This is a genomic window from Polynucleobacter sp. AP-Elch-400A-B2, assembly GCF_018688355.1.
In the GTDB taxonomy this organism is placed as follows: Bacteria; Pseudomonadota; Gammaproteobacteria; order Burkholderiales; family Burkholderiaceae; genus Polynucleobacter.
Genome location: NZ_CP061317.1, coordinates 1,550,316 through 1,563,560, shown reverse-complemented (window position 1 = coordinate 1,563,560; position 13,245 = coordinate 1,550,316). Strand labels below are relative to the sequence as shown.

The following is a 13,245-nucleotide window of genomic DNA, read 5'->3' as shown; positions in this document are numbered from 1 at the left end:
AGAACATCAATAAGAAAAAATTATCTTAGAGGAGAAGACAATGCAAAGACGTTCCTTTTTAAAGAAAGCCACTATCGGTGCAGGCGCGGCAGCATTAGCTGCACCATCGATCGCACAGAGTTTGCCAACCTTGAATTGGCGTTTAGTCTCCAGCTTTCCTAAATCTTTAGATACTTTATTTGGCACTCCAGAAGTCTTTGCCAATGCCTTGCGTAAGGCAACTGATGGTAAGTTCAATGTCAAAGTATTTGCTGCTGGTGAAGTCGTTCCAGCCCTGCAAGTATTGGATGCTGTTCAAAACGGCACAGTGGAGTGTGGCCATACTGCCAGCTATTACTACTTAGGCAAGAACAGCGCATTTATTTTTGATACGGCAGCACCTTTTGGCATGACAGCACGTCAACAAACTGCCTGGATGTTACATGGCAACGGTATGAAGCTGATGCGTGAGCTCTACGCTAGTTACAACATCGTTAATTTCTTGGGTGGACAAACTGGCACTCAAATGGGTGGCTGGTTTCGTAAAGAAATTAAATCCCCAGAGGATCTTAAAGGGCTCAAATTCCGTATCGCTGGTTTTGCAGGGCAAGTGCTGGCGAAGTTAGGTGTAGTGCCGCAACAGTTACCTGCTGGTGAGATTTACTCAGCATTAGAAAAGGGCACTATTGATGCTGCAGAATTTGTTGGCCCCTATGATGATGAGAAGTTAGGTTTAGCTAAGGTTGCGAAAAACTATTACTACCCTGCATTTTGGGAGGGCGCGGCTGGACTCTCATTCTTGGTGAATAAGAAGCAGTGGGATTCATTACCACCTTCATACCAAGCGGCATGGGAATCAGCCTGCTTTGAAGCGCATGTGGATATGTGCGCTAAGTACGATGCCTTAAATCCACCAGCTTTACAGCGCCTCATTCAGAATGGCGCTGTCTTGCGTAAGTTCAATACCTCTGTAATGGATGCCTGCTTTAAGGCAAGCCAAGAAACCTATGCCGAAGAGTCCGCTAAGAATCCTCAATTTAAGAAAATCTTCGAGGACTATCGTGTGTTCAGAAACATGGAAGCGCAGTGGTTCAATGTGGCAGAGCAGGCATTCGCTCAATATAGCTTTGCTAAGAAGCTTTAAGGCCTAAGCTATGAGCGAAAAACTTTAGCTGTGGATACAGAAAAACCACCCTCGGGTGGTTTTTCTTATAAGGCAAATGAAAGTATTTTTTACTGCTTCTTAAATACCTGTTTTCCATTAACCCAGGTTTCATTCACTTCAATATCTCTAATTTTGTAGGCATCCGTTTTCATTGGATTCTGATTCACGATAGCGAAGTCAGCATATTTGCCTTCCTGAATCGATCCAATCTTGTCATCCATCTTTAGTTGATAGGCAGCATCAATCGTGATGGCTTTTAGCGCATTATTGATGGAAATCTTTTGACTTGGATTCAGTACCTTTTGGGGTGAGACTTGCCATAAGCGAGCAGCACCTTCGGAGGCGTATTTGAGTGGATGAATTGGTGAGACAGGGGAGTCACTATGGTATGCAAAATGCATACCTCTTTTAATCAAGCTCGCGCTAGGGTCAATTCGATCAGCTCTTTCTGGCCCAATGAGGTGATTATGAAATGCCTCGCCCCAATAGTCGGTGTGCCCAATAGTAAAGCCAGGAACAACGCCAAGCTTTGCCGCTTTAGTAATCTGCGCTTCAGTTGCTACAGTGAAGTGCTCAATTCTTAATCTTGTTTTAGCATCGCTTGGTTTTGTAACTAACCTCGCAAAAACATTCAAAGTCTGCTCAATTGATCTATCACCATTTGAGTGAACGGAAAGTTGCCAACCCTGATCAAATCTTGGCTTGGCAAGATCATAAAGTTCTTGCTCAGTGAAGTTGAGGGTGCCCGTATTACTTGTACCTGTTGGGTAGTCATATGGCTTACTCATTGCACCAGTCAGGCCTTGATTGGAGCCATCAGCCACAATTTTGACGCCGATTAATTTAAAGGTGTCATCACCTTGCCCTGGCTTGTACTTGTTGTTCGTAGTTGGATATGCATTTGAATACATATAACCCCTCACTCGAACTGGAAGCTTGCCACTTTGGGTCATGGCATTAAACAGGGCGTATTCCTTATCAACGCCAAGGTACCCACCAACCGTAATTTCTGCTGAAGTGGTGACGCCCTTGCTAACGAGCCTTTGGCCAACCTTGGCCACTGCCTGCTCAACCACCTCTTGTGTAGGCTGAGGCATCTTATCGAGGAATAAATAAAAAGCAGGCGATTCATACACCACACCAGTTAAGCGCCCCTTGCTATCTTTCAGTAACTTACCGCCCTTGGGATCTGGGCTGGAATCAGTTAATCCTGCGATTTCTAGAGCCTTATGATTCACGTAAGCAATATGCATACTTTGATTCATAACAAAGATAGGCTTGGTGGTGGATACCTTGTCTAATATGTCCGCAGTTAATTCAGACATAAATGGTTCTGTTCTGGATGGATCAACGCCAAAGGCATTAATCCATTCACCATCTTTAAAGTTTTTACTATATGCAGTTAGCTTCGCTACCAAGCTATCTAAGGTGTCATGGGGCATCGTGAAGTTGGAGAGATTAAGGAAAATCTCTTCTGAAAATGCGGTACCTATGATGTGTACATGTGGTTCAACTAAACCGGGCATCAAGGTTTGCCCATTTAGATTAATCAGCTTCGTATCTTGCGCTTGTAAAGTTCTGAGCTTGGCTAGAGAGCCGACCTTAATAATTTTCCCATCCTGAATGGCTACAGCCTCAGCAGTAGGTTGGGATTTATTCATTGTGACAATATCGCCACCATAGAAAATCATGTCTGCTTCGCTTTTTGCAAAAACAAACGCGCATTGAACCATCAATAGGGTGGAAAGTAATTTTGATGAAAATTTCATGGGCACTTCCTTTTAAAAGCTGACTAAAGACAGGCGTCAGGTTAGGTGGTATTTTTATTTGCGTTCAAGCGTAATGAAATTAAAAGTAATTTCACCCTCAGAGGCTGGAGTGCGTTCTACTTCTGTCCAATCGGATGGATTGGGCACTTCAAAGAAAGTATCGCCACCCTCTACATCGATATCAATTTCGGTGATGAAAAGGCGATCTGCTTTGGGAAAGGCTTGAGTAAAGAGCTGCTCTCCACCAATCACAAATACCCGCGGGAATTCACTCAGAGTGGCAAGTGCTGCATCCAGGGAGTTCACTACTTCTGCACCTGTTAGTTGCAATTCAGTATTGCGACTCACCACAATATTACGACGCCCCGGAAGAGGGCGGCCAATCGATTCCCAAGTCTTACGACCCATAATGACAGGATGACCCATTGTTATCTTTTTGAAGAACTGCAGATCAGCAGAAATCTTCCAAGGCATTTGATTGTCTTTACCAATCACGTGATCACGTGAGCGGGCAACAATCATGGAGATGGCAGGGTGCTTATTTGTGGTCATGAGATCTAATTTCTTAAACAGCTACAGGAGCTTTGATAGCAGGGTGGGATTCATAGCCAGCGATTTCAAAGTCTTCAAATTCGTAATCAAAGATGGAGTCTGGCTTGCGCAAAACATTGAGCTTAGGTAGCGGGAAGTAGTCTCTCGAGAGTTGAAGATTAACTTGTTCCAAATGATTGCTATAGAGGTGGCAGTCGCCACCAGTCCAGACAAAGTCACCTACCTCTAAATTGCACTGCTGCGCCATCATGTGAGTCAGTAGGGCGTAGCTAGCAATATTGAAGGGCACACCCAAGAAGATATCCGCACTGCGTTGATAGAGTTGGCAAGATAGCTTGCCATCAGCAACATAAAACTGAAAGAATGCGTGGCAAGGCGCCAAAGCCATGCGAGGAATATCAGCTACGTTCCAAGCGGAAACAATAATCCGGCGAGAGTCTGGATTCTTTTTCAGGGTTTCTACGACTTCGGTGATTTGATCAATATGCTCACCATTAGGCGCAGGCCACGAGCGCCACTGGTAGCCGTAAATCGGGCCTAAGTCACCATCTGGCGCTGCCCACTCATTCCAAATCGAAACACCACGCTCTTTAAGCCAGTTGTTATTTGTACTGCCTTTGAGGAACCAGAGTAATTCTAAAATGATGGACTTGAGATGCAACTTCTTAGTTGTCACCATCGGAAAGCCTTCAGCCAGATTGAAGCGCATCTGGTGGCCAAAGATGGAGATAGTGCCGGTGCCGGTTCTATCGGATTTTTGGACGCCCTTTTCAAGGACTTCCTTCATGAGATTGTGATATTGACGCATAGGTTTATTCAGTCAAATAATTCAGTGATGTTAAGAGCTTACTCGAATGTCGATGGGCTTACCCCAAGCGCTTTATGAAGCTTTGGGGAGGTGGTGGTGTATTGGAGTTGAATCTGCTTTTCTGGAGCCAGATAGGCTGCTGCTGCAAAGGCTGCCAAAGCTGCCTCATGAAAGCCTGACAAAATCAGTTTTTTCTTACCTGGATAGATATTGATATCCCCCACAGCGTATATGCCCGGAGTACTGGTCTGAAAATAGGCAGTATCCACAATAACTTGCTTGCGATCGATATCTAAGCCCCAGTCAGCGATTGGGCCTAATTTAGGAGAAAGGCCATAAAACAATAAAAGTGCATCTAAAGCAATATTTTGAACTTCGCCATCAATATTGGTGACGGTAATTTCAGTCAGTTTGTCATCAGACGATTCAATGCCAGTAATTTGTCCAATGATGAGTTGTATCTTGCCGGCAGTACAAAGAGCTCGCATCTTGGTAACGGATTGAGGAGCTGCTTTAAATTCATCTCGGCGATGTATGAGTGTCACACTGGCCGCCTGATCGGCAAAATGCAACGCCCAATCCAGCGCGGAATCCCCGCCACCACAAATCACCATGCGCTTACCAGCAAATTGCTCAGGATTTTTGACGCGATAGAAAACTTGTTTGTCGACAAAAGCCTCGATGCCATCTAGATTGAGTGTGCGTGGCTGAAATGCGCCAACGCCAGCGGCGACAAAAATCGCTTTACTCAAAAATTGCTGATCTTGGGATGTGCGAATCAGAAAGCGTCCATCAGCCTGTTTCTCGAGGGTAGAAACCTCTTGATTTAAGTGAAACTGTGGTTTGAATGGCTCAATTTGTTTGAGAAGATTGCTAACTAGCTCACGACCAGTGCAAACCGGAATTGCCGGAATGTCATAGATGGGTTTATCTGGATAGAGTTCGGTACATTGGCCGCCTACCTCAGGCAATGAGTCAATGACGTGCGCTTTAATTTCTAGGAGGCCAAGCTCGAATACTTGGAAGAGCCCCACCGGACCGGCGCCAATAATGACTGCATCGGTTTCAATGGGGGGGTGCAATTTACTTTACCAGTTGATCAATTTTATTTTTAACTTCTTTCCACTCGTCCGCATCAGGAAGGGCTGATTTGGATTTGGTGATAGATGTCCATCCTGCAGAAAGCTCTGCATTTAATTTAATGAAAGACTGTTGATCTCCTGGAACATCATCTTCAGCATAAATGGCATTGACTGGGCACTCAGGAACGCATACTGCGCAATCGATACATTCATCTGGATCGATTACTAAAAAGTTAGGACCTTCGCGAAAACAATCGACTGGGCAGACATCAACGCAATCAGTGTATTTGCAGCGGATACAAGCTTCGGTAACAACGTAAGTCATGATGGTTTACAGGTAATGGGTCCAAGCGAATGGACTACCGAGTTATAAAAGCCCATTTTAGCTGAATCAGCTTATTTTTCAGGCGGAAGCATCAATTTACTTGAGGTAAAGTCACCCTATGAACACTCTAGCAAATACCTCCAAAAGTATCCCAAAACCCAAAATTTTGGTCGCAAGGGCCATTTTTCCTGAGGCGTTAGCCAAATTAGAGGAATTCTATGAGGTTCGCTCCAACCAGTCCGACAAAATATTGACCCCAGGAGAGCTGCAAAAAGCACTTTCAGAAGTGCAGGGCGCCCTAGTGGCAGGAAGCGAGCGAATTGATGCTGCCGCTTTAGCTCAAGCCAAAGATTTAAAGGTAGTGGCCAATATCTCTGTTGGCTATAACAACTTTGATGTCCCGGCGATTACTGCAGCTGGTGTCATGGCTACGAATACCCCTGACGTTCTTACGGATACAACGGCTGATTTTGGCTTTGCCTTGTTAATGGCAACTGCTAGGCGTATTACAGAATCAGAGCATTGGGTGCGAGCGGGCAAGTGGGATCAATGGTCGATTGTGAATAATCCACTGGGCATGGACTTGCATCACAGCACAGTTGGCATTATTGGTATGGGCCGTATTGGCCAAGGGATTGCAAAACGTGCCTTAGGTTTTGGTATGAAAGTGATTTATCACAACCGCAGTCGCTTATCCTCTGAGGATGAACAAGCTTGTGGTGCAAGCTATGCTTCTAAGGAGGAATTACTACGTACTGCCGACCATGTAGTGTTGGTGCTGCCTTATACAGCTCAAAATCATCACACGATTGGCGCTGCAGAAATTGCGCTGATGAAATCCACTGCAACCCTGATTAATATAGCCCGTGGCGGTATTGTGGATGATGCGGCTTTAGCGCAAGCATTGCAAAGTGGCAAGATTTTTGCAGCGGGCTTAGATGTTTTTGAAGGCGAGCCTCAAGTGCATCCAGAGTTACTCAAGTGCAGCAATATTGTATTGGCTCCGCACATTGCTAGCGCTACAGAAAAGACACGCAGAGCGATGGTGGATCTTGCGGTTGAGAATTTGCGAGCAGCGCTTGGTGGGAAAAAACCACCAAGCTTAATTAATACAGAAGTATTTAAAGCCTAGCTTAAAAAAACTAATCTGCTTCTATTTCTTCTGGGAGCTCACGAAGAGCAAGTTCGATTCCACCAAACTTACCTGCTACCCAGTTGTAGACCTTGCAAGCAATCCACAGCAAAGCAAAACCAAGTAGAGCATTCAGAATCAATGCAGAGAGAACGGTAAATCCAGGAATGGCGCCGTCCCGAATGAAGGCTACAAATAAGGCTAACAACACAATCGGTACAGAGAAACAAAGATAAACCAAAACCAGAGTTTTGGCGGTATGCATTGGATCTACGTAGACAATTTCTTTTTTGGTGAGTTTCATGAGGTCTAATCTTAAAGCAGTCCGTCGAAAAGCGCTACATCTACCCAGTCACCGGCCGCCACATTTCCTTGGTTGTGAGCTAGGATGACAAAGCAATTTGCCTCACTCATTGATCGTAAAATTCCAGCACCTTGGCTACCGGTCAGCTTGACCGTAGGCTTCCCATCGGGACCACGCCCCATAACAGCACGCTGAAATTCTGTTCGACCCGACTTTTTCCGAATCGGTGCCTCGGCAATTGCTTGGGTCATTAGCTGCTCAGTCTGGCTTGCACCATTGAGCTGCAACAAAGCCGAGCGAACGAATTGGTAGAAGGTCACCATGACTGCGACGGGATTGCCAGGCAGGCCAAAGAAGAGGGTTTTTCGGCTAGAGCCATTAACAGGCTTGAGCATTCCAAAGGCCATGGGGCGACCTGGACGCATAGCGATCTTCCAAAAGCCCACATCACCCAGTTCTTGCATGATTTGCTTAGTAAAGTCTGCCTCACCAACGGAGACCCCACCAGAAGAGATCAGAACATCTGCTTCAGAGGCAGCCTCTATAAAGGCGGCTTTGAGTGAGGCAGGGTCATCACGCGCAATACCGCAGTCAATAATTTCTAGATTGAGTCGATTTAGAAGTCCGGTCAGGCTGTAGCGATTACTGTCATAAATACTGCCCGTATCAAGAGGCTGTCCAAGAGGACGCAATTCATCTCCAGAGGAAAGAATGGCTACCTTGAGTTTACGATGCACTTTGAGGCTGGCGATACCCAGGGACGCAGCAAGGCCAAGATCGGACGGTCGCAATAAGCGACCAGCTGCAATGGCGGCTTTACCGCTTTGTAAATCTTCGCCACATAAGCGACGGTTCTCTCCCCGCTTCAATTGGTTTTGTTTAAAGCCTACAGTTGACTCACTTACGGATTCGGTAAATTCTTGAGGAATAACGGTATCGCAGCCCTTGGGCATGAGAGCACCAGTCATGATCTTGAGACATTCGCCTGAACCGATGGTTCCCTCATGAGGTTTGCCAGCATAGGCTGTGCCAACGATCTTCAAGGTGGCTATCGTCTCGTTATTTCCCAAACAATCCCCATTAAATGCAAATCCATCCATGGCGGAGTTATCAGCAGCAGGGACATCTATTGGAGAAAGCAAGTCTTCAGCCAAAATGCGATTAATCGCTTGATCCAAAGTGACTAACTCAATATCACTCGCATTATTCAGTTGGCGAGACTCTAGAAGTAATTCATTGACTAGGTCTGAGATAGCCTTGCGCGCCTCATCCACATGGAGTGAAGCAGTCAAGAGGATGGGACTGTTTGGAGAGTGCTTGATTGAATCGGTCATGACGATACTTTTTCTAAGGCAGCTAATTCTTCTGGTGTGTTTACGTTGGCGAATGCTTGAGCATTTTCAAATACCACGGTACCAGAGCGCAATTCTTTAAACCAGCGGTCAATCTTCAAATCCCCTTTACTTAAAAAGTTATGCAAAGAATGTTGCAAATCACTTTTCATTAAACAGAAAACCGGTTGGGACCAAATCTTGCCGTCATCCTCTTTTGAAGAAGCAAAGACAAGCTCTAAATCATTGTCTTCCAATTGGCGCGCCATCTTTTCGGCAAGATCGGCTGGCAACAAAGGGGAGTCGCAAGGCGATGTCAGCAAGTAGGGCGTTTTGCAATGCTTCAGTCCAACCGAGAAGCCAGCTAGTGGGCCAGAAAAATCCGGAGTTTCATCCATGAGTACTGGATAGCCGTAGTGGGAATACTTTGTAATGCTACGGTTAGCATTAATCAGGATAGTGCTCACTTGAGGTTTGAGTCGGCTGATGGCCGATTCAATCAGGGGCTTGCCATGAAAGGGAATTAAGCCCTTATCAATACCGCCCATTCTTTGGGCGCGGCCCCCTGCCAAAATGAGCCCCGTAATGTGTTCTGAGCTAATCATTAGCCGCCGATGTAAGACATCTCTACTTTGCGAGCAGATTTTGATCCAGCGGTGTTGGATCCTCGAATTTCTGAGTAGTGATCATTGCGCCCTGACCATGTCGACATGATGGCGTTGGCAACTTCTAAATCACTTCTACCGGAACGCAATAGCGTTTTGAAATCAAAACCTTCGTTTGCAAACAGGCAAAGATAGAGCTGACCATCCGTAGAGATACGAGCGCGCGTGCACTCGTGACAAAAAGTTTGTGTGACGCTAGATATAAAGCCAATTTCACCAGAGCCATCAAGATAGCGCCAGCGCTGAGCCACTTCACCAGAATAGTTAGCCTCTATAGCCTCTATCGGAAAGACAGCATGAATACGATTAGCAACTTCTTGTGAGGGGAGTACTTGAGACATATCCCAGCCGTTAGAACTACCCACATCCATAAACTCAATAAAACGCAGTGTTACACCGCTGCCTTTGAAATGCTTAGCCATGCCAATAATCTCTTGATCGTTTGTGCCCTTCTTAACCACCATATTGACTTTGAGATTGGTGAAGCCCGCCTCTTGTGCTGCAGCAATTCCATCAAGCACATGCGTAACTGGAAAATCGACATCATTCATTTTTTTGAAGACATCATCATTTAGACCATCAAGGCTGATGGTGAGGCGATGCAAACCCGCGGCTTTTAATGCAGCCGCCTTCTTGCGCAAAATACTGCCATTAGTAGTTAAGGTGAGATCAAGCGGCTGATCTGCAGTAGTGCGTATCTTGGCTAGCATCTCAATCAGCACTTCGAGATTTTTGCGCAGCAACGGCTCACCACCAGTGAGGCGAATTTTTTCTACACCCAGTGAAGCAAAGATGGTCGTTAAACGGGTGATCTCTTCAAAGCTGAGTAATTCATCATGGGAGAGATAGGGATAATCTTTATCGAAAATTTCCTTAGGCATGCAATAGGTGCAGCGGAAATTACAGCGATCAGTAACGGAGATGCGTAAATCACGTAGCGGGCGTCCGCGGGTATCTTTGGTCGAGGCATTAGCAGCCAAAAGCTGTCCTGGTATGGACGGCGTCAGGCCTTTACCTTCATCTAAACGTATAGGGATTACTTTTTCAACCATACGTAATTATGGCCGTGAAACCGTGTTTCTGCCAAACTGCCAAATATCCTTGTGGGATAAATAGCAGTCTGGAGAAATTGGATTAAACCGTTTTTTCTTGGCCGCCGGTTTCAACTAAAACCATCGGACCATTTTGCAAACTAACAGGTGCCTTAGGAGTTCGGCCGATTGGCAAAATTTCTGGCTCTGCTTGAATTTGCGATTGCGCTTCTTGATGTTTACTGGAATCCGTTGCTACCCAGACCATGCCAGCAGACTGAACTACGCTGTGCAATGGAGTCTCCTCGAGTGCCTGGAAGGCAACCTTGGGTAGCTCAGGCATCGGTTTAGCAATCACTTCAATTGCTGGAGCTGGTGCAGCTACTGGAGTAGATGCTGGAGCAGCATTATCAGTGTGATTGCTTTGACGTGGTGCACGTTGCTCTCTTGGCTCTCTGGGCGCACGAGGTGCGCGCTCTTTCACTTCGCTAGAAGCCACAGGTGTAGTTGTATGCCCAAAGCTTTGAGCAAGGTTCTGAATCGGCATTGAAGCAGATGCTCCGGCCATTCCTACTGGAGGACCGGTGAATGAAGTCGCTACTGCAACAACAGAAGCAATTGCTGCATCACCAGTAGATTCAGTGCGCTCACCACGTTGACCACGACCACGACCACGACGGTTACGACCACGACCACGACGCTCTTCGCCATCTGCGCTAGGAGTTGCATCAGTTCCAGGTGCAGCTTCAGTAGCTGGAGTTACCGCAGCTTGATTTTCTGGTTTTGGATTTTGATTGTTCTGGTTACGGTTGCCGTTATTCCCGTTGCGGTTACGACCATCTTGACGGCCCCTACCTGAACCTGCTTCGCGTGGCGCATTTGTACCTTCAGTACTTGCCGCACCTTCAGCTGGACGCTCAGCACGATCGTTACGCTCGCCACGACGACCGCGATTGCGATTGCGATCGCCATTACGGTTGTTTGGATTGCGACCACGGGGTGCGCTAGGAGTAGGCTGCGCTTCTGGTTTAGGCGCTGATGAGAATAGACCTTTAATGAATCCGAAGAATCCACCAGTGCTAGCAGTTTCTGTAGCTACCTTTTCAGTACGTGCAGGACGCGGCTGACTTACTGGCGCTGGAGCATTTGGCGTAATGCCTTTGACAGCAGCTTCAGGGCGAACTTTAACGTCAGCATCTTTACGGCTTACAGCGGTATCCGTTTCGAGTTCACGCGCAGCTTCTTCAGCCATCACATAGCTGGCCTTTTGATCGTCAAGACGTGGATCATCATGACGTAAACGCTCAAGCTTGTAATGCGGTGTTTCTAAATGCTTATTCGGAATCATCAAGACATTCACTTTGAAGCGTGATTCGATCTTGATGACTTCAGCGCGCTTCTCATTAAGCAAGAATGCAGCCACTTCGACTGGAACTTGTGTATGAATAGCAGCAGTGTTTTCTTTCATTGCCTCTTCTTGGATGATGCGTAAGACTTGTAATGCAGAAGATTCGGTATCGCGGATATGGCCTGTGCCGTTACAACGTGGGCAGGTGACGTGGCTACCTTCAGAGAGAGCAGGTCGTAAGCGCTGACGGGACATTTCCATCAAGCCAAACTTGGAGATCTTGCCCATCTGAACGCGAGCACGGTCATGACGCAAAGCATCGCGAAGGCGATTCTCCACATCCTTTTGCGCCTTACTTGATTCCATATCAATGAAGTCGATCACGATCAAACCACCCAAGTCACGTAAACGTGCTTGACGGGCGATTTCATCGGCAGCTTCTAAGTTGGTACGAGTAGCAGTCTCTTCAATATCGGAGCCACGGGTTGCACGTGCAGAGTTGACGTCCACTGAAACTAAAGCTTCAGTATGGTCAATCACAATCGCGCCGCCTGAAGGCAATGGCACGGTACGTGAGTACGCAGTTTCAATTTGGTGCTCAATTTGGAAGCGGGAGAACAATGGAACATCGTCCTGGTAACGCTTCACTCTTGGTAGGTTATCTGGCATCACTACTGACATAAATGCCGCAGCTTGCTCGTAGATGTCATCGGTATCGATGAGGATCTCACCAATATCTGGCTGGAAGTAATCGCGAATCGCACGAATCACTAAGCTCGATTCGAGATAGATCAATAGTGGTGCTGAATTGCCTTTAGCGGCTTCATCAATGGCTGTCCACAACTGCATGAGATAACTTAAATCCCATTGCAATTCAGTAGCATCGCGACCAATACCTGCGGTACGAGCAATGATGCTCATGCCATCCGGTACTTCTAATTGAGACATCGCCTCACGGAGTTCCTGACGGTCTTCGCCTTCAATACGCCGAGAAACACCGCCTCCACGTGGGTTGTTTGGCATTAATACTAAATAGCGACCTGCTAAGGAGACGAAAGAGGTGAGGGCGGCGCCTTTTTGGCCACGCTCTTCTTTTTCTACCTGAACAATAATTTCTTGGCCTTCGCGTAAGGCATCTTTAATAGACGCATTACGGACATCAATACCTTCTTTAAAGTAGGTGCGTGCAACTTCTTTAAATGGCAGGAAGCCATGGCGTTCTTCGCCGTAATTTACAAAGCACGCTTCGAGCGAAGGCTCAATGCGAGTAATAACACCTTTGTAAATATTGCCTTTTCGTTGTTCACGACCGGCAGCTTCGATATCGATATCGATGAGTTTTTGACCATCGACGATGGCAACTCGCAACTCTTCTTGTTGAGTTGCATTAAATAACATGCGTTTCATAACACTCTCCTATTGGGAGTGTGTCGTTGCGCGCTGCGTTAGGGACAAGTTAAATACCGCTTGGGGCATAGCCCATTGGCGGCTTTGGAGTGTGGATCAAACAAATCCAGGCATTTTTTGCCCGGTACACCAGGTTCAATGTTGTTAAACCGGTGCCACACTTGACGATCGCCGCAGAGACCTCCTTTAGGTCATCAATGCAGGCGCGCGCCTGAAAACTGTCTTCTAATCGCGGGTCGCGGCATACGGCACACCAACCCTGCGCCTCATTACAACGGGGGAGGGGCAACCCCGGGAGTCTATTAAGGGCGACTCCAAGCTCCACGATCTAAACCTGAATCAGGTCT

12 protein-coding genes are annotated in these 13,245 nt (G+C 46.7%); 2 read left to right on the top strand and 10 right to left on the bottom strand.

Annotated features, from left to right (window positions below; all coding sequences use genetic code 11):
• The first annotated feature begins 40 nt into the window (after positions 1 to 40).
• On the top strand, positions 41 to 1,123 hold the full coding sequence (locus FD977_RS08090; protein WP_215304822.1) for a TRAP transporter substrate-binding protein: 1,083 nt from the start codon (positions 41 to 43) through the stop codon (positions 1,121 to 1,123).
• Positions 1,124 to 1,212: 89 nt separating this feature from the next.
• Here the strand turns inward: FD977_RS08090 and FD977_RS08085 are convergent, their stop codons facing one another.
• Genes FD977_RS08085 through fdxA form a run of 5 tightly spaced genes read right to left on the bottom strand, consistent with a single transcriptional unit; the run spans position 1,213 to position 5,680 of the window.
• Complete coding sequence (locus FD977_RS08085; RefSeq protein ID WP_215304820.1) at positions 1,213 to 2,913, bottom strand: amidohydrolase; 1,701 nt, start codon at positions 2,911 to 2,913, stop codon at positions 1,213 to 1,215.
• A gap of 54 nt (positions 2,914 to 2,967) precedes the next feature.
• Positions 2,968 to 3,465, bottom strand: coding sequence for a dihydrofolate reductase (locus FD977_RS08080; RefSeq protein ID WP_215304819.1), 498 nt, complete (start codon positions 3,463 to 3,465; stop codon positions 2,968 to 2,970).
• Positions 3,466 to 3,478: 13 nt separating this feature from the next.
• On the bottom strand, positions 3,479 to 4,273 hold the full coding sequence (locus FD977_RS08075; RefSeq protein ID WP_215304817.1) for a thymidylate synthase: 795 nt from the start codon (positions 4,271 to 4,273) through the stop codon (positions 3,479 to 3,481).
• Positions 4,274 to 4,311: 38 nt separating this feature from the next.
• Complete coding sequence (locus FD977_RS08070) at positions 4,312 to 5,355, bottom strand: NAD(P)/FAD-dependent oxidoreductase (RefSeq protein WP_215304815.1); 1,044 nt, start codon at positions 5,353 to 5,355, stop codon at positions 4,312 to 4,314.
• Between the two features lies 1 nt (position 5,356).
• The gene (fdxA, locus tag FD977_RS08065) at positions 5,357 to 5,680 is read right to left on the bottom strand and encodes a ferredoxin FdxA (RefSeq protein ID WP_215304813.1); all 324 of its coding nucleotides are present in this window, start codon (positions 5,678 to 5,680) and stop codon (positions 5,357 to 5,359) included.
• A gap of 118 nt (positions 5,681 to 5,798) precedes the next feature.
• On the opposite strand from fdxA, the gene FD977_RS08060 reads away from it, so the two are divergent.
• Positions 5,799 to 6,812, top strand: a complete 1,014-nt coding sequence (locus FD977_RS08060; RefSeq protein ID WP_215304811.1) for a D-glycerate dehydrogenase — start codon at positions 5,799 to 5,801, stop codon at positions 6,810 to 6,812.
• Positions 6,813 to 6,822: 10 nt separating this feature from the next.
• On the opposite strand, the gene FD977_RS08055 is transcribed toward FD977_RS08060, so the two are convergent.
• From FD977_RS08055 to FD977_RS08035, 5 genes are all read right to left on the bottom strand, one after another.
• Positions 6,823 to 7,116 (bottom strand): hypothetical protein, encoded by a 294-nt coding sequence (locus tag FD977_RS08055; protein ID WP_215304809.1) that lies wholly within the window; start codon positions 7,114 to 7,116, stop codon positions 6,823 to 6,825.
• An 11-nt stretch (positions 7,117 to 7,127) separates the two neighbouring features.
• Positions 7,128 to 8,450, bottom strand: coding sequence for a gephyrin-like molybdotransferase Glp (glp, locus tag FD977_RS08050; protein WP_215304807.1), 1,323 nt, complete (start codon positions 8,448 to 8,450; stop codon positions 7,128 to 7,130).
• On the bottom strand, positions 8,447 to 9,052 hold the full coding sequence (gene mobA, locus FD977_RS08045; RefSeq protein ID WP_215304805.1) for a molybdenum cofactor guanylyltransferase MobA: 606 nt from the start codon (positions 9,050 to 9,052) through the stop codon (positions 8,447 to 8,449). The genes glp and mobA overlap by 4 nt, the downstream gene beginning before the upstream one ends.
• The gene (gene moaA, locus FD977_RS08040) at positions 9,052 to 10,164 is read right to left on the bottom strand and encodes a GTP 3',8-cyclase MoaA (protein WP_215304804.1); all 1,113 of its coding nucleotides are present in this window, start codon (positions 10,162 to 10,164) and stop codon (positions 9,052 to 9,054) included. The genes mobA and moaA overlap by 1 nt, the downstream gene beginning before the upstream one ends.
• An 82-nt stretch (positions 10,165 to 10,246) precedes the next feature.
• Positions 10,247 to 12,898, bottom strand: coding sequence for an Rne/Rng family ribonuclease (locus tag FD977_RS08035; RefSeq protein WP_215304802.1), 2,652 nt, complete (start codon positions 12,896 to 12,898; stop codon positions 10,247 to 10,249).
• Positions 12,899 to 13,245 lie beyond the last annotated feature (347 nt).

Excerpts from the sequence above, each read along its gene's own strand:
- FD977_RS08055 (WP_215304809.1), bottom strand. The coding sequence starts at position 7,116 with ATGAAACTCACCAAAAAAGAAATTGTCTACGTAGATCCAATGCATACC.
- fdxA (WP_215304813.1), bottom strand. The coding sequence starts at position 5,680 with ATGACTTACGTTGTTACCGAAGCTTGTATCCGCTGCAAATACACTGAT.
- FD977_RS08075 (WP_215304817.1), bottom strand. The coding sequence starts at position 4,273 with ATGCGTCAATATCACAATCTCATGAAGGAAGTCCTTGAAAAGGGCGTC.
- mobA (WP_215304805.1), bottom strand. The coding sequence starts at position 9,052 with ATGATTAGCTCAGAACACATTACGGGGCTCATTTTGGCAGGGGGCCGC.
- moaA (WP_215304804.1), bottom strand. The coding sequence starts at position 10,164 with ATGGTTGAAAAAGTAATCCCTATACGTTTAGATGAAGGTAAAGGCCTG.
- glp (WP_215304807.1), bottom strand. The coding sequence starts at position 8,450 with ATGACCGATTCAATCAAGCACTCTCCAAACAGTCCCATCCTCTTGACT.
- FD977_RS08060 (WP_215304811.1), top strand. The coding sequence starts at position 5,799 with ATGAACACTCTAGCAAATACCTCCAAAAGTATCCCAAAACCCAAAATT.
- FD977_RS08085 (WP_215304820.1), bottom strand. The coding sequence starts at position 2,913 with ATGAAATTTTCATCAAAATTACTTTCCACCCTATTGATGGTTCAATGC.
- FD977_RS08090 (WP_215304822.1), top strand. The coding sequence starts at position 41 with ATGCAAAGACGTTCCTTTTTAAAGAAAGCCACTATCGGTGCAGGCGCG.
- FD977_RS08080 (WP_215304819.1), bottom strand. The coding sequence starts at position 3,465 with ATGACCACAAATAAGCACCCTGCCATCTCCATGATTGTTGCCCGCTCA.
- FD977_RS08035 (WP_215304802.1), bottom strand. The coding sequence starts at position 12,898 with ATGAAACGCATGTTATTTAATGCAACTCAACAAGAAGAGTTGCGAGTT.